The 17,297-nt window shown below is 60.2% G+C and carries 15 protein-coding genes; 12 read left to right on the forward strand and 3 right to left on the reverse strand.

Annotated features, from left to right (window positions below):
- The first annotated feature begins 6 nt into the window (after window positions 1-6).
- The 4 genes from CVE23_RS02290 to CVE23_RS02305 are packed head-to-tail and all read left to right on the forward strand — an operon-like array spanning window position 7 to window position 3,708.
- Window positions 7-1,071 (forward strand): ABC transporter permease, encoded by a 1,065-nt coding sequence (locus tag CVE23_RS02290; protein ID WP_100848784.1) that lies wholly within the window; start codon window positions 7-9, stop codon window positions 1,069-1,071.
- Window positions 1,071-1,763: a D-allulose 6-phosphate 3-epimerase gene (gene alsE, locus CVE23_RS02295; RefSeq protein ID WP_100848785.1), complete on the forward strand. Its 693-nt coding sequence runs from the start codon at window positions 1,071-1,073 to the stop codon at window positions 1,761-1,763. The genes CVE23_RS02290 and alsE overlap by 1 nt, the downstream gene beginning before the upstream one ends.
- A complete protein-coding gene (alsK, locus tag CVE23_RS02300) occupies window positions 1,760-2,656 on the forward strand; it encodes an allose kinase (RefSeq protein WP_100848786.1) in 897 nt (298 codons plus the stop codon). Before alsE ends, alsK begins: the two co-directional genes overlap by 4 nt.
- A gap of 38 nt (window positions 2,657-2,694) precedes the next feature.
- A complete protein-coding gene (locus tag CVE23_RS02305; protein WP_100848787.1) occupies window positions 2,695-3,708 on the forward strand; it encodes a ribokinase in 1,014 nt (337 codons plus the stop codon).
- On the opposite strand, the gene CVE23_RS02310 is transcribed toward CVE23_RS02305, so the two are convergent.
- Both CVE23_RS02310 and CVE23_RS02315 read right to left on the reverse strand, forming a co-directional pair.
- Complete coding sequence (locus tag CVE23_RS02310; RefSeq protein WP_100848788.1) at window positions 3,668-4,294, reverse strand: LysE/ArgO family amino acid transporter; 627 nt, start codon at window positions 4,292-4,294, stop codon at window positions 3,668-3,670. The two genes, CVE23_RS02305 and CVE23_RS02310, sit on opposite strands and share 41 nt — an antisense overlap.
- A 145-nt stretch (window positions 4,295-4,439) precedes the next feature.
- Window positions 4,440-5,216, reverse strand: coding sequence for an HNH endonuclease (locus CVE23_RS02315; protein WP_049854653.1), 777 nt, complete (start codon window positions 5,214-5,216; stop codon window positions 4,440-4,442).
- 267 nt (window positions 5,217-5,483) lie between these two features.
- Here CVE23_RS02315 and CVE23_RS02320 point away from each other — a divergent pair, with 267 nt between their 5' ends.
- On the forward strand, window positions 5,484-6,821 hold the full coding sequence (locus tag CVE23_RS02320; protein ID WP_188726115.1) for an MFS transporter: 1,338 nt from the start codon (window positions 5,484-5,486) through the stop codon (window positions 6,819-6,821).
- Window positions 6,822-6,913: 92 nt separating this feature from the next.
- Here CVE23_RS02320 and CVE23_RS02325 read toward each other — a convergent pair whose 3' ends face one another.
- A complete protein-coding gene (locus CVE23_RS02325; protein WP_100848790.1) occupies window positions 6,914-8,350 on the reverse strand; it encodes an SGNH/GDSL hydrolase family protein in 1,437 nt (478 codons plus the stop codon).
- Window positions 8,351-9,096: 746 nt separating this feature from the next.
- Here CVE23_RS02325 and CVE23_RS02330 point away from each other — a divergent pair.
- The 7 genes from CVE23_RS02330 (at window position 9,097) to CVE23_RS02365 (ending at window position 17,200) form a co-directional block, all read left to right on the forward strand.
- Complete coding sequence (locus tag CVE23_RS02330; RefSeq protein WP_038917669.1) at window positions 9,097-10,629, forward strand: ABC transporter substrate-binding protein; 1,533 nt, start codon at window positions 9,097-9,099, stop codon at window positions 10,627-10,629.
- Between the two features lie 46 nt (window positions 10,630-10,675).
- The gene (locus CVE23_RS02335) at window positions 10,676-11,593 is read left to right on the forward strand and encodes an ABC transporter permease (protein ID WP_100848791.1); all 918 of its coding nucleotides are present in this window, start codon (window positions 10,676-10,678) and stop codon (window positions 11,591-11,593) included.
- 9 nt (window positions 11,594-11,602) lie between these two features.
- Window positions 11,603-12,529 (forward strand): ABC transporter permease, encoded by a 927-nt coding sequence (locus tag CVE23_RS02340; protein ID WP_100848792.1) that lies wholly within the window; start codon window positions 11,603-11,605, stop codon window positions 12,527-12,529.
- 37 nt (window positions 12,530-12,566) lie between these two features.
- The gene (locus CVE23_RS02345; RefSeq protein ID WP_049854648.1) at window positions 12,567-13,592 is read left to right on the forward strand and encodes an ABC transporter ATP-binding protein; all 1,026 of its coding nucleotides are present in this window, start codon (window positions 12,567-12,569) and stop codon (window positions 13,590-13,592) included.
- The gene (locus CVE23_RS02350) at window positions 13,589-14,452 is read left to right on the forward strand and encodes an ATP-binding cassette domain-containing protein (protein WP_038662849.1); all 864 of its coding nucleotides are present in this window, start codon (window positions 13,589-13,591) and stop codon (window positions 14,450-14,452) included. Before CVE23_RS02345 ends, CVE23_RS02350 begins: the two co-directional genes overlap by 4 nt.
- Window positions 14,453-14,492: 40 nt before the next feature.
- Window positions 14,493-15,911: a M20 family metallopeptidase gene (locus CVE23_RS02355; RefSeq protein ID WP_100850390.1), complete on the forward strand. Its 1,419-nt coding sequence runs from the start codon at window positions 14,493-14,495 to the stop codon at window positions 15,909-15,911.
- Between the two features lie 356 nt (window positions 15,912-16,267).
- On the forward strand, window positions 16,268-17,200 hold the full coding sequence (locus tag CVE23_RS02365) for a LysR family transcriptional regulator (RefSeq protein ID WP_100848793.1): 933 nt from the start codon (window positions 16,268-16,270) through the stop codon (window positions 17,198-17,200).
- The last annotated feature ends 97 nt before the right edge of the window (window positions 17,201-17,297 follow it).

Consider the following 17,297-nt stretch of genomic DNA (forward strand, 5'->3'; position numbering starts at 1 on the left):
TCCGCCATGAACCCCGTTACCCGGTTACGCGCCGCTGTCCGTCTGGCGGGCGGCGCGCATCCCGGTCTGTTGCTGCTGATCGCCATCGCTGTCGCCGCCTTTACGCTGGCGCTGCCGGGGCGCTTTTTCACCGGCTCGACCTTCATGAGCATGGCGTTCCAGTTGCCGGAACTGGGGCTGTTCACGCTGGCGATGTTCGTCGCCATCCTGAGCGGCGGCCTGAATCTGTGCATCATCGCCACCGCCAACCTTACCAGCCTGTTTATCGCCTGGGTGCTGCTGAATTATCTGCCGTCCGGCGCAGGCACCGCGCTGCAACTGCTGTGGCTCGGCATCGGCGTGCTGGGGGCGGTGGCGATTGCGGTGCTGATCGGCGGCGTCACCGGGTTGATGGTGACCAAAGTGGGCGCGCACCCGATTCTGGTGACGCTCGCCACCATGATGACGGTCAACGGCATCGGCATCTGGCTGACGCGCGGCGCGGCGGTGAGCGGTATGCCGGAGGTGGTGCGCACGCTCGGTTCCGGCACCCTGCTCGGCGTGCCGCTGCCGCTCTACCTGTTTCTGCTGGCGGCCGCGGCGATGGCGCTGTTCCTCGGCAAAACCCGCGCCGGCAAGTGCATCTATATGGGCGGCAGCAACATCAACGCCACCTGGTTCAGCGGCATCAACACCCACCGCATGCTGGTGCTGGTGTACGTCATCTCCAGCTTGCTGTGCGTGCTGGCCGGGCTGGTGATGATGGCGCGCTTTAACTCGGCGCGCATCGGCTACGGCGATTCCTACCTGCTGCTGACGGTGCTGGCGATCATTCTCGGCGGCGCTGACCCCAACGGCGGTTTCGGCCGCGTCACCGGCGTGGTGCTGGCGCTGGTGGCGCTACAGATCCTCTCCACCGGTTTCAACCTGCTGAACATCAGCCAGCACTTCAGCCTGGCGATGTGGGGCGCGGTGCTGATCGTGGTGCTGTCGCTCAAGTTCTTCAAAAACCAGTACATCCATTACCGGGCCGTGCGCCGCAGCGTGCGGCTGGCCCGCCAGTCACCGTTAAACGATAAAAAGGACGTCTGATGCGTACTCAACTCTCCCCCTCGCTGATGTGCATGAATCTCATGGAGATTAAGCAGCAACTGGCGGTGCTGGACACCCGGGCCGATTTTCTGCACGTGGACATCATGGATGGGCACTACGTCAAGAACATCACCCTGTCGCCGTTTTTCATCGAGCAGATTCGGCCGTTTACCCGCGTGGCTATCGACGTGCATCTGATGGTGGAAGCGCCGACCGATTTTATCGACGCGGTGGCGAAGGCCGGGGCGGACGTCATCTGCCCGCACGCCGAAACCATCAACCGCGACGCGTTCCGGGTCATCAACCAGATCCGCGCGCTGAATCGCCGGGTCGGCGTGGTGCTCAACCCGGCGACGCCGGTGTCGTTCATTCGTCACTACATTCACCTGCTGGACAAGATCACGGTGATGACGGTGGATCCTGGTTACGCCGGCCAGCCGTTTATTCCGGAAATGGTGAACAAGATCGCGGAACTGCGCGATCTGAAAGCGCGGCACGGCCACCGCTATCTAATCGAGGTGGACGGCTCCTGCAACCAGCGCACTTACGGCACGCTGCTGGCGGCGGGCGCCGAGGTGCTGATCGTCGGCACCTCCGGTCTGTTCGGCCTGCACGATCGGCTGGAGCAGGCGTGGGACCTGATGCAAAGGCACATCGCGCAGGCGAAGGGCGCGCTAAGCGAGTCCGCGTGATGACCGGCTGGTTGGGGGTGGATATCGGCGGCACCAGCACCCGGTTGCTGGTGATGGACGCGCAGCGTCGCTGGTCAGGGTTTCACAAAGTGCCTACCGCCAGCTGGGCGCGTCAGCCGGACGCGCTCGGCGCGCTGGCCGGGGTGCTGCGTCCGGCGCTGGCGGCGGCTGAATGCGCCATCGGCGGCGTAATGCTGGGGCTGCCGGGTATCCTCAGCCACGACCGCCAGCAGGTGGTGTCGCTGCCGTTTATCCCCGCGCTGGATGATCAACCGGTGGCGCGCCAACTGGCGGAGCGGGTGGGCGTGCCGGTGGCGATGGACAAAGACGTCAACCACCTGATGCTGTGGGATCTGCTGCAACTGGAACGCCTGCCGCAGCATGCGGTGGGGGTGTACCTCGGCACCGGCATGGGCAACAGCCTGTGGCTCAACGGCCAGTTTTACCACGGCCGGCACGGCGGTTCCGGCGAACTGGGGCACATTCCGTGGCCGGACAATCCGCTGGCCTGCCCGTGCGGCAACGAAGGCTGCGTAGAGACTATCGCCAGCGGTCACTGGCTGAGTCAGTGGGCGCAGGCGCACTGCCCGGAACTGCCGCTTTCAGCGCTGTTTTCAGCGCAGCGTGACCACCCGGATCTGCGCGCGTTCATCGACCGGCTGGCGAAAACCATCGCGGCGGAAATGAATATTCTGGACCCGGAATACCTGATTCTGGGCGGCGGGGTGCTGGCGATGGCGGACTTCCCGCTCGAACAGCTTCAGTCGCTGCTGGTGCGCCATCTGCGCCCGCCGGTGACCCGGCGCGGGCTGAAACTGGTCGTCAGCGCCGCCACCGATCACACCGGATGCCGCGGCGCCTGTCTGGCGGCGGAACGTTATTTCGGGAGATAACGTGATGTGGGGCGATGACATATTTGGGGAGAGCAGGTATGAAAGGTAAGGTGTGCGTGTTTGGCTCGTTCAATCTGGATATCGTCTCGCACATGCAGCGCTTTCCGGCGCCCGGCGAGTCGTTGATTGCCCAGCACAGTATGATGGGGCCGGGCGGCAAGGGCGCCAATCAGGCGATGGCGGCGATGCGGGCCGGGGCGCGGGTGCACTATATCGGCAAGGTCGGGCGGGATGATTTCGGCTCCTACGCCCGTCGCCATCTGGAACACAGCGGTTTTGACGCCATCACCCTGTTCACCTGCAAGGAAAAACCGACCGGCAACGCGCTGATTTATGTGGCGGGCGACGACGCCGAGAACATGATTTCGGTCTACCCCGGCGCCAATCTCACCGTCACCGCCGTCGAAGTCGCCCGCTGTCGGCCGACGGTGGCGGCGGCAGACATCCTTTTGATGCAACTGGAAAATAATCTGAGCGCCATTCAGCGCATGATGGACACCGCCCGCGAGGCGGGCACCTACGTCATCGTCAACCCGGCGCCGTGGCAGAAGGTCAGCAACGCTTTTCTGCGTCACGTCGATCTGCTCACCCCCAACAGCACCGAAGTAGCTCAGCTCACCGGCGTCGCCGTCAGTGACTGGGACAGCGCCCAACGCGCCGCCGAGGTGCTACACGACAAGGGCGTGGCGAAATTGCTGATTACGCTGGGCACGCAGGGCGCGCTGCTGTCCACCGGCGACAGTCTGGCGCGTATTCCGGTATTCCCGGCGCAACCGAAAGACACCACCGGCGCGGGCGATGCCTTCAACGGCGCGCTGGCGGCCCGGCTGGCGGCGGGGGAAGCGCTGGCCGAGGCGGCGCTGTTCGCCTCCGCCTACGCGGCGGTGTGCGTTGAACGGGAAGGCGCAGCCAACGCCATGCCGCTCTACGCCGATGCGCTGGCGCGCCTGCAAGCCTGGCCGGCGCTGGCAATCGAGTGGCTGCGCGGCGGAGCGACCGCGTCGGATAGCGTTATTGCTGATACAGAAAACGACACAGCTGAAACGCCATAAAAATCATGTAGCAGCCGATCAGGCTATCGATGATGCGCCAGGTTAGCGGGTTGGCGAAATAGCGCGAGCAGGCGGCGGCTGTGTAGCCGATGGTGTAGAACCAGATCAACGACGCGCTGATGGAGCCGGCCAGATAAAACAGTTTCAGGTCGGGGGCGATGCCGGAGGAAATGCCGCCGATGATTGCCACCGTGTCCAGATAGACATGCGGATTCAGCAGGCTGACCGCCAGACAGGCGCCGATCACCGTGCGCCGGCGGCGCAGGCCGTCGCCCTGCGTGGTGAGCGTCAGCTGATTGTTGCCGCGCCAGGCGCTTTTCAGCGCGTTATAACCGTACCACAGCAGAAACAGCACCCCGGCCAGCGTCAGCGCGGTGATCGCCGGTTTGCTGTCGTTGATGATTTTGCCAAGACCCAGCACGCCGAGCGTCATCAGCGCCATATCGCATAAAAAGCACACCGAACTGACCCAGAACACGTGCTCCCGGCGCATCCCCTGACGCAACACGAACGAATTCTGCGCGCCGATCGCGACGATCAAACCGGCACTGGTCATAAAACCGGTGATAAAAACAGGCATTGGCATGGTTTCTCTTTAATCCCGAATGAATCAATAACGTGAGGAATGAGGCCGGGGCGGGCATTATTCCCCGCGTCCGGCGCTCGGCGTGCATCATTGATAAATTACGGCGCTAAGGCCAATGAATAGATTTAATCGGCAATCAGGCAGGCTAATGCTTTAAAAAGATATTATCCCGATGGTGCTGAATATGTGCGAGCTTCGGCGCATGTTTCTCTTCGTTGGGGAGATGCAGCGGCTTGCCTTCATATTGTTCGAACTGGCTTTGAATAATATCGCTTTTCAATACCTTGATACGCGGCGAGATCAATAACTCCAGATGATCGTTAAACCCGATCAACCCTTGGTCAAAGGCTTTGTCGTGCAGTGCGGACAGGCAGAGCCCATTGCTGGGGTCCAGACGATGTTCGGCGATGTCTTTCCACGGGCGAATATGACTGGCAATCAATAAGATCGGTTCTTCCAGCCCGGTAATACAGCAGCGTTCGTTGTACGCATTCAACACCCGCTTGCGAAACTGTTGCTGGCCGACGCGTACTTTGGTGGCGGTCAGGCGCTCGTGGCCGTAATAATCGGGCGCATCTTCTTCCTGCGCTTGCGGCAGTGTTTCATCCGGTGCCGTCAGCGCGGCGATCGCTTGCTGGCATTGCTGGTCGAAAGCTTCCGGGTCTTGCTCCAATTCCTGCCAGAGTTCCCGGTCGGCTTTGGAAGCCTGGCTTAATCCGGTACGCCCAGAGTTGATGATTACCGGGTCCAGACTGGCGATATTCACCAGCTTCATCGCTAACGCGGAAGGGGTTCTGCCAATCAGCTTGGCGTAGTGGATAATCTCGGGATTGCGGGAGTGGAGCTTGCCGAACGGTAATTGGCTGTACAACGTAAACGCAACCAATAATTGGTCACGCGTCCAGAGCGTGGAGGCTGCCATGCGTTTTCCTGCGAGTTAGCGTATCGCGTTAATCGATGCGTTAACTATGCCAGGCGAGGTCGGAAAAATCATGCGCTTCGTCAACGAGATGAAGCACGAATTGCCGGGCGCATCAATTGCACCCTCCAGCTAAACCCAGTAGGGTAACGGGTACGAAAAACGTGCGGCGGCGGCCTGCCGCGCACTCCACGCCTTTCATCTTCGGACATTATTTTGAACGCTGCTGTTACCTCTCAGAGCGCGGGATCCGCCGTCGACGGATTACCGATGCCGGCGCGTATCGGCGCCATTTTCGCTATTGCCTTCGGCATCGCTATGGCGGTGCTGGACGGGGCGCTGGTCAACGTGGCGCTGCCTACCATCGCCGCGGATTTCAACACCAGCCCGGCGTCGTCGATCTGGATCGTCAACGCCTATCAGCTGGCGATCACCATGACGTTGCTGTCGCTGTCGTCGCTTGGCGATATCGTCGGTTATCGCCGCGTCTATCTGGTGGGACTGGTGCTGTTTACGCTGATGTCGGTGGTGTGCTCGCTGGCGGATTCGCTGCCGACGCTGACGCTGGCGCGCATTCTGCAAGGGCTGGCGGCCGCGGCGCTGATGAGCGTCAACACCGCGTTGATCCGGCTGATTTACCCCAAAGTCCGGCTCGGGCGCGGCATGGCGATCAACTCGCTGGTGGTGGCGGTGTCCACCGCCGCCGGGCCGACCGTTGCAGCGGGAATTCTGGGCGTGGCGTCGTGGCAGTGGCTGTTCGCCATCAACGTGCCGTTCGGTATTGTGGCGCTGCTGCTGGGCTGGCGTTTCCTGCCGCGTAACGACGGGGTGAGGGCGCAGCGCTTCGACACCCCGAGCGCGTTGCTGAACGCGCTGACTTTCGGGCTGTTTTTCATTGCGCTGGGCGGATTCGCTCACGGTCAAAATCTGTGGCTGGTGCTGGGCGAACTGGCGCTGACGCTGCTGGTGGGCGGCTATTTCTTCCGGCGGCAACTGAATCAGTCGTACCCGCTGCTGCCGGTGGACTTGCTGCGCATCCCGGTGTTTGCGTTGTCGATGGGCACGTCGATCGGTTCGTTCTGCGCCCAGATGCTGGCGATGGTGTCGCTGCCGTTCTATTTCCAGAGCGCGCTGGGGATGAATGAAATCGAAACCGGCCTGCTGCTCACCCCCTGGCCGCTGGCGATCATGGCGACGGCGCCGCTGGCGGGGCGCTGGCTTGAGCGCGTTAACGCCGGGGTATTGTGCACCATCGGGCTGTCGTTGTTCGCGCTGGGATTGTTCTCGCTGGCCTGGCTGCCGGCTTCGCCGGGCTATCTGGATATCTGCCTGCGGATGGTGCTGTGCGGCATCGGTTTCGGGCTGTTCCAGTCGCCGAACAATCACACCATCATCAGCGCGGCGCCCCGTCATCGCAGCGGCGGCGCCAGCGGTATGCTGGGCACGGCCCGGCTGGTGGGGCAGACCGCCGGCGCGGCGCTGGTGGCGCTGATGTTCAACCTGTTCGGCGCGCAAGGCACCCATGCATCGCTGATCGCCGCCGGTATATTCGCCGCGCTGGCCGCCGTGGTCAGCGGTCAGCGGATTTCGCGTCTGGCTTCGTCCTGAGGTGTGTCAACGGCAGGTAAATGCGCCAATAGGTGACGGATGCAACCGCTGGTGGCAGGGAAAGGATGATTTGATCCATTCCCTGCCTTTTCTTAGCGATATACCAGCTGTAATAGCATGGTCACCAGATCGGTTTGGATATACGCGTTGTGGTCAGGATATTCCCTTCGCTTAGCGGTTTCATTATCAATCACGCTGGCGTCAGTATGTATATTCCACATTTTTCCCCTGGCAGGTAGCGGGTTGGGCTGTGCGGCCGTATCAAAATCTTCTCTTAATCCAGGGCAGAGGGGGGAGTTATTGAGCGCCGCTTTTGCCTGCTCCGTTAATGGATAGCGGGTTAACAGCACGCATTGGGTTAGCGGTGGGCGTTTGTTCAACCGTGGCTTGGCTCCATAAGTCAGAACGCTGAAGTGATAGGGCTCAGCTGTGGTCCAGACGGGTTGAATGGCGCTGAACAATTTTTCCCACGGCGCGCATTGAGACGGCGTATTTTTATCCGGTGAACAAAACTGCACGCCGAGCTGGTGCGTGATGCGCTCCGTCGTATGACCTAAGGTTTTTATATTGGAGAACCCCCAGGGAGCGAGGTATCCCATTCTATGAGCCCAGGGATAATAGACTTTGGTCGCGGTGTCTTCCTTTGAAGTCAGGTTGAGCCATATTGGGTAGTCAGGCTGCGATGAGAGCTGATCCGGGCGATAGGCATCGTCGAACGTGGTGGAATCGACGGCGGCGTTAATCGTGACCAGTAACGTATTATCGCCGAGGGTCTGAGCGTTATGGACCAGACCCGGCAAAAATGCGCGTGCGATCATTCGACCGCCAAGCGAATGTCCCATGACAATCATATGATTGTCGGCGTTGGCTTTACGCATGGTGTCGGCCAGTTCTGTCAAATCCTGCTTTAAACCCCGGCCGTGATGATTGATAGCCGCTCCCCGGCTGCCGATGACGTCGGCAACGTTAGCCCGGTTACCAATCGTTTGAAAATTAAATGCCCCTTTGTATATCTCACCTTGCCAGCCGACATAAATACCCAGCACCTCAACATCTTTTTTGCCAAGCTGTTGCAGCCCGCCGACATAGCGAGCCAGCAGATTATCGAACTGGATAAGATTACTGTCTTTCGGGGCGGCATTATGGTGCCAGCCATGAATATAAACGGCGATCAGTATATTTTTTCCGCTATCGACCTTTTGTTGAATATATCCCTTAATTGCCTTGAGTTGTTGCGGGTCTCTGAGAGAACCATCCACTGCGTTGTATTCAAGGTAGCTCTTTTGGAAGGCGGTCATGGTACGTGTGTTGGTAATGATATTATCAGGGCATTTAGCATTCCTGTTGTTGGTGTCTATAGTGCAATACTTTGTTTGAATAAAATTGGTCAACTCCTCTTTGGTACACACGCCGCTTTTACATACGTGTTGCCATTGTTTATCCGGGATTGTATTAACACAACCGGCTAACAGCAGACAAGAGGTAATAAACATGAATAGTAACGAGCGGTATTGAGTGGTAGTCAGCATAGTCGTCTTCCTCACCTGCAATGAATTAATATGAATGGAAAACAATGAAATAATTTCTGCGTTTATTAATGTGTTATTTTTTGTGCCGCTGAGATCTCCTGTTGTCGGGGTTTTTAAATTTAGACTATATGCTTTTTGTTTTTTATCCATTGGCGTGAGGTATGATTACTTCCATCAAAACAGAGTTTGTTTTTTTATTTATTTTTCATAATGTTTAGATTGAACGTTGGCTTTAATGTTGATATGTCTTTGGGGGGTGAGAAGTGAGGCGTTAGCGGGAGTTTTGTAAATGCATTTGATTTTAAATGATTTTTTTAGTTTTAATTTTATTGGTGAGGTTAATATAAATTAACCATCAGCGAGTTATTTTTATTCCTGATTTTTATATGCGCTGTTTTGCTTTCCTTTCCTTCTCTCGTAACGCTGTTTTCGCAAAACAAGAAATAACCTCCCCTTATCGATAATCACGCAAATGGTGCAGGCTGGTGGGTTTTTGCACTGAAATAGTACCCGGCGTTGTCAATGCGGCGTCGGCAGCGGCTTGCCGCGTAATCAATACCATTCATTTTTATTATTGTCTGGACAAATGAATCCAGCTGTTATCGGTGGTTTCTCTTTTTGAGAAAGTGTGTGTCGAAAATCGGTAACGGTAATAATCCTTATCTGGCGCTGCTCTTGCAACGTAACGGACGAATGTTTTTGTTGGTGACCATTTTTATTCGTCCTTTATTGTGGTGGAGAACAGCATGGCTCGTAATCTGGCAAGACATATCCGTCAATATGCATTAACCGCGTTACTGGCAGGTTTTGCCTGCGCCAGTTATGCCGGCAAACAAAATGACACGCTGGTTTACGCCTCCGACAGCGAGGTGGAAAACGTCAGCCCGTACCACAATAACATGCGCGAAGGGGTGATTCTGGCGCATCTCGCCTGGGATACGCTGATCTATCGCGATCCGAAAACCGGGGAATATAAAGGCGAACTGGCGACCGACTGGAAATGGGAGTCGCCGACGGTGTTGCTGCTGCATCTGCGTAAAGGCGTGACTTTCCATAATGGCGATGCCTTTAGCGCCGATGATGTGGTGTATACCTTTCAGAGTATCGCCGGGCCGAATACCGCCTCGGTGATCCCGCAAAGCGTCGATTGGATCGACCATGTGGAAAAAGTCGATGACTACAGCGTGCGTCTGCATCTGAAAAAACCGTTCCCGGCGGCGCTGGAATACCTCTCCGGCCCGACGCCGATTTACCCCGCCAAATATTTCCAGCAGGTGAAGCTGGAGGGCTTTAGCAAAGCGCCTGTCGGCACCGGCCCGTACAAAATCGTCAAGGTGACGCCGGGGCAGGGTGTGTCGATGGTGAAAAACCCGGACTATTTCAAAGACAGTCCGATCGGGCAGCCGAAAATCGGCAAGCTGCAGTTTGTGGTGATCCGCGACCCGGAAGCACGCGTAGCCCAGTTGATGACCGGCCAGGTGGACTGGATCTGGCGCGTGGCGTCGGATCAGGTGGAATCGCTGTCCGCCATGCCGAACATTGCGGTGAAAAGCGGCGAAACCATGCGCGTCGGCTTTCTGGAACTGAACACTAACGCCAGCGGCCCGGAAGGCGCGCCGTTCAAAGACGTGCGCGTGCGTCAGGCCATCAATTACGCCGTCAACCGCCAGGCGATGGTGGATAATCTGGTGCGCGGCGGCAGCAAACCGGTGTATTCCGCCTGCTTTCGCACCCAGACCGCCTGCGACGCCAGCCAGGTGATCCAATACCCCTACGACCCGGCCAAAGCCAAACAACTGCTGGCGGAGGCGGGCTACGCCAACGGCTTCGACACCGATCTGTGGGCCTACCGCGAGCGTGATTACGCCGAAGCGATTATCGGCGATCTGCGCAAGGTCGGCATCCGCGCCCGTCTGCACTTCGTGCAATACCCGGTGATGGCCAACGCGCTGGCGTCCGGTCAGGCGCCGCTGGCGTTCAGCACCTGGGGTTCCTTCTCCATCAACGACGCCACTGCGTTCGTTACCCCCTATTTCGGCGGTAAAGGCAGCGATATCTGGAAAGACCCTAGAGTCATCGCCGAACTGGCGAAAGCGGATGAAGTGGTGGACCCGCAGCAGCGCAGCGCGCTGTACGCCGCACTGCTGGGCCGTATTTCGTCGCAGGCGTATATGGCGCCGCTGTTCTCCTATTCCACCCATTACGCCTTTACGTCCGATCTGAACTTCCAGGACTGGCCGGACGAACTGCCGCGCTTCGCCGAAGCGAGCTGGAAGTAACCGCCGTCGGGGAACCGGCCGCGCTTGAGTTGTAAGGAGTTCGCTTATGGTGAAGTACATTTTTCATCGGTTACTGGTGGCGCTGGCGGTGCTGTTCACCGTGGCGGCGGTCAGCTTTTCGCTGCTGCACCTGTCCGGCGATCTGGCGACCGCCATCGCCGGGCCGGACGCCACCGCGGAAACCATCGCCCAGATCCGGGTGCAGAACGGGCTGGATAAGCCGCTGCTGAGCCAGTTTTCCAGCTGGATGTGGTCGGCGATGCATCTGGATTTCGGCCGCTCGTTCTACTTTGAAAACACGGTGATGGAGCTGGTCGGCCAGCGGATGCCGGTCACCCTCAAGCTGGGCGGCGTATCGCTGCTGCTGGCGCTGACGGTGGCGATCCCGCTCGGGGTGCTGGCGGCGGTGTTCCGCGACACCTGGGTCGATCGCCTTGCCATGCTGGTGTCGGTGCTCGGTCAGGCGATGCCTAATTTCTGGTTCGCGCTGGTGCTGATTCTTATCTTCGCCGTCGGGCTGAAATGGCTGCCGGTGGCGGGCAACGCCAGCTGGCAGAACTTCGTGCTGCCGGCGGTGGCGCTCGGCTACTACGCCATGCCGTCGCTGATGCGCCTGACCCGCTCCGGCATGCTGGACGTGCTCGGCTCCGATTACATCCGTACCGCGCGCGCCAAAGGGTTGAGCGCCTTTAAGGTGGTGGTCAAACACGGCCTGCGCAACGCCATTATTCCGGTAGTGGCGCTGGCGACGGTGGAACTGGGGTTCATGCTCGGCGGCTCGGTGGTGATCGAATCGGTGTTTTCGTTGCAGGGGCTGGGGCAACTGGCGTGGGACTCCATCTCGCGTAACGACTTTCCGGTAGTACAGGCCATCGTATTGATTATCGCCGTGTTTTATATCGGGCTGACGTTTCTGGCGGATGTGCTTAACGCCGCGCTGGATCCACGACTGCGCAGCAAATAAGGAGCCGTGATGAAAACTGCAATGGCACGACTGGCCGTGATGATGAAAACCGCTCCGCAGCCGGGCCTGCTGCCGGAACCTGGGCCGTGGCGGCGCTGGCAGCGCAAGGTGCTGGGTCACCACGGCATGACGCTGGGGCTGGTGATTCTGGGGGCGATCGTGCTGCTGGCGGTGCTGGCGCCGTTCATCAGCCCGCACGACCCTTACGCGCAGGAGGTCAGCCGCCGGTTGATCCCGCCGGTGTGGCATGAAAAGGGCAGTTGGGAACATTGGCTCGGCACCGACAAGCTGGGGCGGGATTACTTAAGCCGCCTGCTGTACGGCGCGCGGGTGTCGCTGACCATCGGGCTGGTGTCGGTCATGCTGGCGGGCACCATCGGCATTGCGCTCGGGGTGCTGGCGGGCTATTTCGGCGGCCGGGTGGACGCGGCGGTGAGCTATTTCCTCACCGTGCGCCTGTCGATGCCGGTGATTCTGGTGGCGCTGGCGCTGGCCTCGCTGGTGGGCGGTTCGGTCAAGGTGGTGATCATGCTGCTGGGCCTGCTGCTGTGGGACCGCTTTCTGATCGTCTCCCGCTCGGTGACGCGCCAGTTGCGCGAGGCGGAATTTATCGCCGCCGCCCGCACGCTCGGCGCCTCGTCGCTGTTCATCATGCTGCGCGAGATTCTGCCCAACCTGCTGGGGCCGCTCACCGTGGTGGCGACGCTGGAGATCGCCCACGCCATTTTGCTGGAGGCGACGCTGTCGTTCCTCGGCCTCGGGGTACAGCCGCCGATGCCGTCCTGGGGACTGATGGTGGCGGAAGGCAAAGCCTACATGTTCTTCCAACCGTGGGTGATTGTGATTCCAGGCGTGGTGCTGGCGCTGCTGGTGCTGAGCATCAATCTGGTGGGTGACGGCCTGCGCGATATTACCGCGCTGGACGGGCGTGCGTAACTAAGAGCCTATTGGGATAGGCGCTAAGGAGGTCGCTATGCATTCTGCTGTTAAGACAAACCCGTCGGCCAGTCGCTCGGACGAGGTGGTGCTGGAAGTGAAGAACCTGCGGGTCGATCTGACGACGCCGCGCGGCACGTTGCACGCGGTGCGCGGCATCGATTTTTCGGTACGGCGCGGCGAAATGCTGTGCCTGGTGGGGGAGTCGGGCTGCGGCAAGTCGATGACCTCGCTGGCGCTGATGGACCTGCTGCCGCGCAACGCGGTGCGCACCGCCGATACGCTGCGTTTTCGGGATACCGACCTGCTGTCGCTGCGCCCGCGTGAACGGACGGCGCTGCGCGGCAACCAGATGGCGATGATCTTTCAGGAGCCGATGACCTCGCTCAACCCGTCGTTCACGCTGGGGGACCAACTGTGCGAAACCCTGCTGGCGCACCGCAAGGTCTCTAAAGCCGAGGCGCGCGAACGGGCGGTGTACCTGATGGATCGCGTCGGCATCCCGATGGCGGCGGAGCGGCTGCGGCAGTACCCGCATCAGCTCTCCGGCGGCCTGCGCCAGCGCATCATGATCGCCATGGCGCTGATGTGCGGCCCGGAACTGATCATCGCCGACGAACCGACGACTGCGCTGGACGTCACCATTCAGGCGCAGATCCTGCGGATGCTGCGTGAACTGCAACAGGAGTTCGGCACCGCGGTTATCTTCATTACTCACGATCTGGGCGTGGTGGCGCGCATCGCCGACCGGGTGGCGGTGATGTACGCCGGGCAGGTGGTGGAAACCGCGCCGGTGATGGAGCTGTTTCATCAGCCGTGTCACCCCTATACCCGCGGGCTGCTGGAATGCATTCCGGTAGCCGGGCGCACCGTGCCGGGTGAGCCGCTACACGCCATTCCCGGCGTGGTGCCGAGCCTGATCGGCCCGCAGCACGGCTGCGCGTTTCGCAACCGTTGCAGCCAGTGCCGCGATCGCTGCGCGCAGGAAACGCCCTACGTGCCGGTGACTGAGCAGCACGCGGTGCGCTGTGTCGATGCGCTGATGACGGAGGAGCCGGTATGAGCCAGATGGCGGAAGAACGCGGTCGCCCGCTGCCGCACATCCCAGGCAACGACGACATCGCGCTGGAACTGTGCGCGTTAAGCCGGGTGTTTCGCCTTAATCGCGGGCTGTTCTCACGGCCCGGCGAGATCCGCGCGGTGGACAATGTATCGCTGCGCATTCGCCGGGGCGAGACGCTGGGGCTGGTGGGCGAGTCCGGCTGCGGCAAGAGCACGCTGGCGAAAATGCTGCTCGGCCTGCTGCCGCCGACCTCCGGCAACGTGTTGATCGAAGGGCGCGAGATCGACGCCGGCGATCGCCGCGAGCTGGCGTCGCGCATCCAGCCGATCTTTCAGGATCCTTATTCCTCGCTCAATCCGCGCCGCACGGTGGCGGATATCGTAGAGGTGGCGCTGCGGCTGCACGACATCGGCACGCCGGCGGAGCGCAAACAACGGGTGCGCGAGATGCTGGACGTGGTCGGGATGCCGGAACGTACCCACGGCCAGTATCCCGGGCAGCTCTCCGGCGGTCAGCGCCAGCGGGTGGCGATCGCCCGTGCGCTGATCCTGCAGCCGGAGATTCTGATTTGCGACGAGCCGACTTCCGCGCTGGATGTGTCGGTGCAGGCGCAGATCCTCAACCTGCTGCTGACGCTGAAAAAAGAGTTCGGTCTGACCTACCTGTTCATCAGCCACAACCTGTCGGTGGTGGAACATCTGGTGGATCACGTGGCGGTGATGAGCAAAGGCACGATTGTGGAGCAGGGCACCCGCGAGCAGGTATTCGGCGCGCCGCAGCATCCTTATACCCGCGCGCTGCTGGCGTCGGTACTGACGCCGGAGCCGGGGCTGGGCATTCCGGATATTGGGGCGGCGTAAGCCGCAAAGCCGGTATGGCGTGAACAAAAAAGGACAGATGATGACACGTGAAGAGATGATGCAGGCCGCGGCGGCGTATTTCGAATCCGGCGCATTTCGCGACACTCTGGCGCGCCGGGTGGCCTGCCAGACCGAAAGTCAGAACGCGGATCGCGCGCCGGCGCTGATGGCCTACCTGACCGACGAGATGATTCCGTTACTGCAGGAAATGGGGTTCGAGTGCCGGATTGTTCCCAACCCAGTGGCGGACCGTGGGCCATTCCTGCTGGCGCGGCGCATTGAACCGGACGCGGCGCTGACGGTGCTGAGCTACGGTCACGGCGATGTGGTGATGGGGGACGCGTCGCGCTGGCGCAGCGGGCTGTCGCCGTGGGAACTGACGCCGGACGGCAACCACTGGTACGGGCGCGGCACTGCCGACAACAAAGGCCAGCACACCATCAATCTGGCGGCGCTGGCGCTGGTGCTGGAGGCGCGCGGCGGCCGGCTGGGCTACAACGTGAAGCTGATTCTGGAAATGGGCGAAGAGTGCGGTTCTCCCGGCCTGGAGGCGGTGTGCCAGCAATACCGCGACTGGCTGGCGGCGGATCTGTTTATCGCCTCGGACGGCCCGCGCGTATCCGCCGACCGGCCGACGTTATTTCTCGGTTCGCGCGGGGTGTTCAACTTCGGCCTGCAACTGACGCTGCGCGACGGCGCGCACCATTCCGGCAACTGGGGCGGGTTGTTAAGCAATCCCGGTATCCGGCTGGCGCACGCCATCGGCTGTCTGGTGGACGCCAACGGCCGTATTCTGGTGCTGGAATTACTGCCGCCGCCGCTGTCGGCGTCGATCCGCAGCGCGTTATCGGATCTGGCTCTTGGCGGCGCGCCGGGCGACCCGGCTATCGATCCGCACTGGGGCGAGCCGGGGTTGAACGCGGCGGAAAAGGTGTACGGCTGGAACACGCTGGATGTGCTGGCGTTCGTTACCGGCAATCCGGACAAACCGGAACACGCCATTCCGCCCAGCGCCCGCGCGCAATGCCATATGCGCTACGTGCCGGGCAGCGATGTCGATAATTTTGCCGTGCATATTCGCCGCCGTCTTGATGCCTGCGGGTTCGAGGATGTGGCGATCGTCAAACCGGATAACTGTTTCGAAGCCACCCGCATCGACCCGGACGACCTCTGGGTGCGCTGGGGCGTGGATTCTATCGAACGCTCGGTCGGCAAGCAGGCGGCGGTGCTGCCCAACTTCGGCGGCGGCCTGCCCAACGCCTGCTTCCTGCGCACGCTCGGCCTGCCGACGTTGTGGGTGCCGCACTCCTATCCCGCCTGCTCCCAGCACGCTCCCAACGAGCACCTGCTGGCGGACGTGGCGCGCGAAGCGCTGCAAATCATGACCGGCCTATTTTGGGATCTGGCGGAAGAGGGCAGCAAGGTGAAGCAGTTAAGAGATCAACAGGTAATGTCGTAAGTTCGCAGATGTCACTCATATCTTGATACTAGCGTGTTGTCTTCTGGCGTAAAAAATTTTGCTGAGGGATAAGTGGCCGTAGGGTGAGCCGCATGGACGCGGCGAAAGCTCGTGCCGCGCCGGGAGCGCGTCACGAGCGGCCCGTTAAGCGGCCGCGTATTCCGAAGGGACCGCGTTAGCGGCAAAATTTAGCCAGCAGCCCGGGTTCACAGGGAGGCGGCGTTTGAGCCTCCCTGTGTCGGGCGGAGCGGTAGATATTAAAGAGAAAATATGAGGTTAATTCGCCCGAAATCCTCTCGGATTCTGAATGTGATGACATAACGTTTCCGAAAGATTCTATCTCTCGGAGATAATCCATGCACAATAGCGAAATTCGTTACTTCATGGCGGTGGTGAATACCGGCTCCATCAGCGCCGCCAGTCAGCAGCTGTTTGTGGCGGTGTCCGCCATCAGCCGGCAGATCCAGCGGCTGGAAACCCGGCTGGGTATGCCGCTGTTTGAGCGCAGCACCCGCGGCATGATATTGAACGACGCCGGGCACATTCTGGCGAATCATGTGCGGCGCAGTATGGCCGACATGGAACTGGCGATGGCGGAAATCGAAGGCATGAAGTCGGCGCGCCAGACTACCCTGCGGGTGGTGTGCACCGATGGTCTGGCGCTCAACCTACTGCCGGCCCTCATGTCGCGCTTTCGCGAACAGCACCCGCGCGTCAATTTTTACCTGACGGTCGGCAGCGCCCGGCAGGTGCCGGAGCTGCTGCGTAACGGCGAATGCGACGTCGCCATCAAGTTCAGTCTGGCGCCGGAGCATGGTGTGGAGGTGTTGGCGTCGTTTCCGGCGCCGGTGCTGGTGTTTATGGCGGCGGACCACCCGCTGGCCAACCGGGATTTCCAACTGGCGGATCTCAACGCCTGGCCGGTGGTGTTGCCGGATCAGTCCGCCACCATTCGGCAACTGTTTGATCTCTCCTGCCGGATGAACAACGTCTTTATCGAACCGGTATTCACCTGTAATCACTTTTCTTCATTGTACGAGTATGTGCGCAACACGCCGGCGGCGGTCAGCGTGTGCAGTCATTTCTCCATTCTGTGCAGCGCCCGGCGCGACGGCCTGACGATGAAGGCGGTCAATCTGGATCAACTGAGCCAGCGCACGCTGCAACTGCAAACCGAAATGGGGAAACCCCGCACCGCCATTCTCAACAGCTTTTTTACCTTCCTGAAGCAGGCGTTGCAGCAATATGACCTGCAATGCCGGCAGGATTTCGGGCTGCCGCTGCGTTGAGCGGCATCGGTTTTAATGCATCAAATTGTGATTTAATTTTATTTCTATTTTTCGTTTTTATTTTTATTTTAAGTTTCATAAAAATATAAATTGGTTA

The organism is Dickeya fangzhongdai (assembly GCF_002812485.1).
In the GTDB taxonomy this organism is placed as follows: domain Bacteria; phylum Pseudomonadota; class Gammaproteobacteria; order Enterobacterales; family Enterobacteriaceae; genus Dickeya; species Dickeya fangzhongdai.

Bases quoted from the DNA above. Each gene is read 5' to 3' on its own strand.
- CVE23_RS02320 (WP_188726115.1), top strand. From the start codon at position 5,484: ATGCCGGCGCGTATCGGCGCCATTTTCGCTATTGCCTTCGGCATCGCT.
- CVE23_RS02325 (WP_100848790.1), bottom strand. From the start codon at position 8,350: ATGCTGACTACCACTCAATACCGCTCGTTACTATTCATGTTTATTACC.
- CVE23_RS02365 (WP_100848793.1), top strand. From the start codon at position 16,268: ATGCACAATAGCGAAATTCGTTACTTCATGGCGGTGGTGAATACCGGC.
- CVE23_RS02335 (WP_100848791.1), top strand. From the start codon at position 10,676: ATGGTGAAGTACATTTTTCATCGGTTACTGGTGGCGCTGGCGGTGCTG.
- CVE23_RS02355 (WP_100850390.1), top strand. From the start codon at position 14,493: ATGACACGTGAAGAGATGATGCAGGCCGCGGCGGCGTATTTCGAATCC.
- CVE23_RS02290 (WP_100848784.1), top strand. From the start codon at position 7: ATGAACCCCGTTACCCGGTTACGCGCCGCTGTCCGTCTGGCGGGCGGC.
- CVE23_RS02305 (WP_100848787.1), top strand. From the start codon at position 2,695: ATGAAAGGTAAGGTGTGCGTGTTTGGCTCGTTCAATCTGGATATCGTC.
- CVE23_RS02310 (WP_100848788.1), bottom strand. From the start codon at position 4,294: ATGCCAATGCCTGTTTTTATCACCGGTTTTATGACCAGTGCCGGTTTG.
- CVE23_RS02330 (WP_038917669.1), top strand. From the start codon at position 9,097: ATGGCTCGTAATCTGGCAAGACATATCCGTCAATATGCATTAACCGCG.
- CVE23_RS02350 (WP_038662849.1), top strand. From the start codon at position 13,589: ATGAGCCAGATGGCGGAAGAACGCGGTCGCCCGCTGCCGCACATCCCA.
- CVE23_RS02315 (WP_049854653.1), bottom strand. From the start codon at position 5,216: ATGGCAGCCTCCACGCTCTGGACGCGTGACCAATTATTGGTTGCGTTT.
- alsE (WP_100848785.1), top strand. From the start codon at position 1,071: ATGCGTACTCAACTCTCCCCCTCGCTGATGTGCATGAATCTCATGGAG.
- CVE23_RS02340 (WP_100848792.1), top strand. From the start codon at position 11,603: ATGAAAACTGCAATGGCACGACTGGCCGTGATGATGAAAACCGCTCCG.
- CVE23_RS02345 (WP_049854648.1), top strand. From the start codon at position 12,567: ATGCATTCTGCTGTTAAGACAAACCCGTCGGCCAGTCGCTCGGACGAG.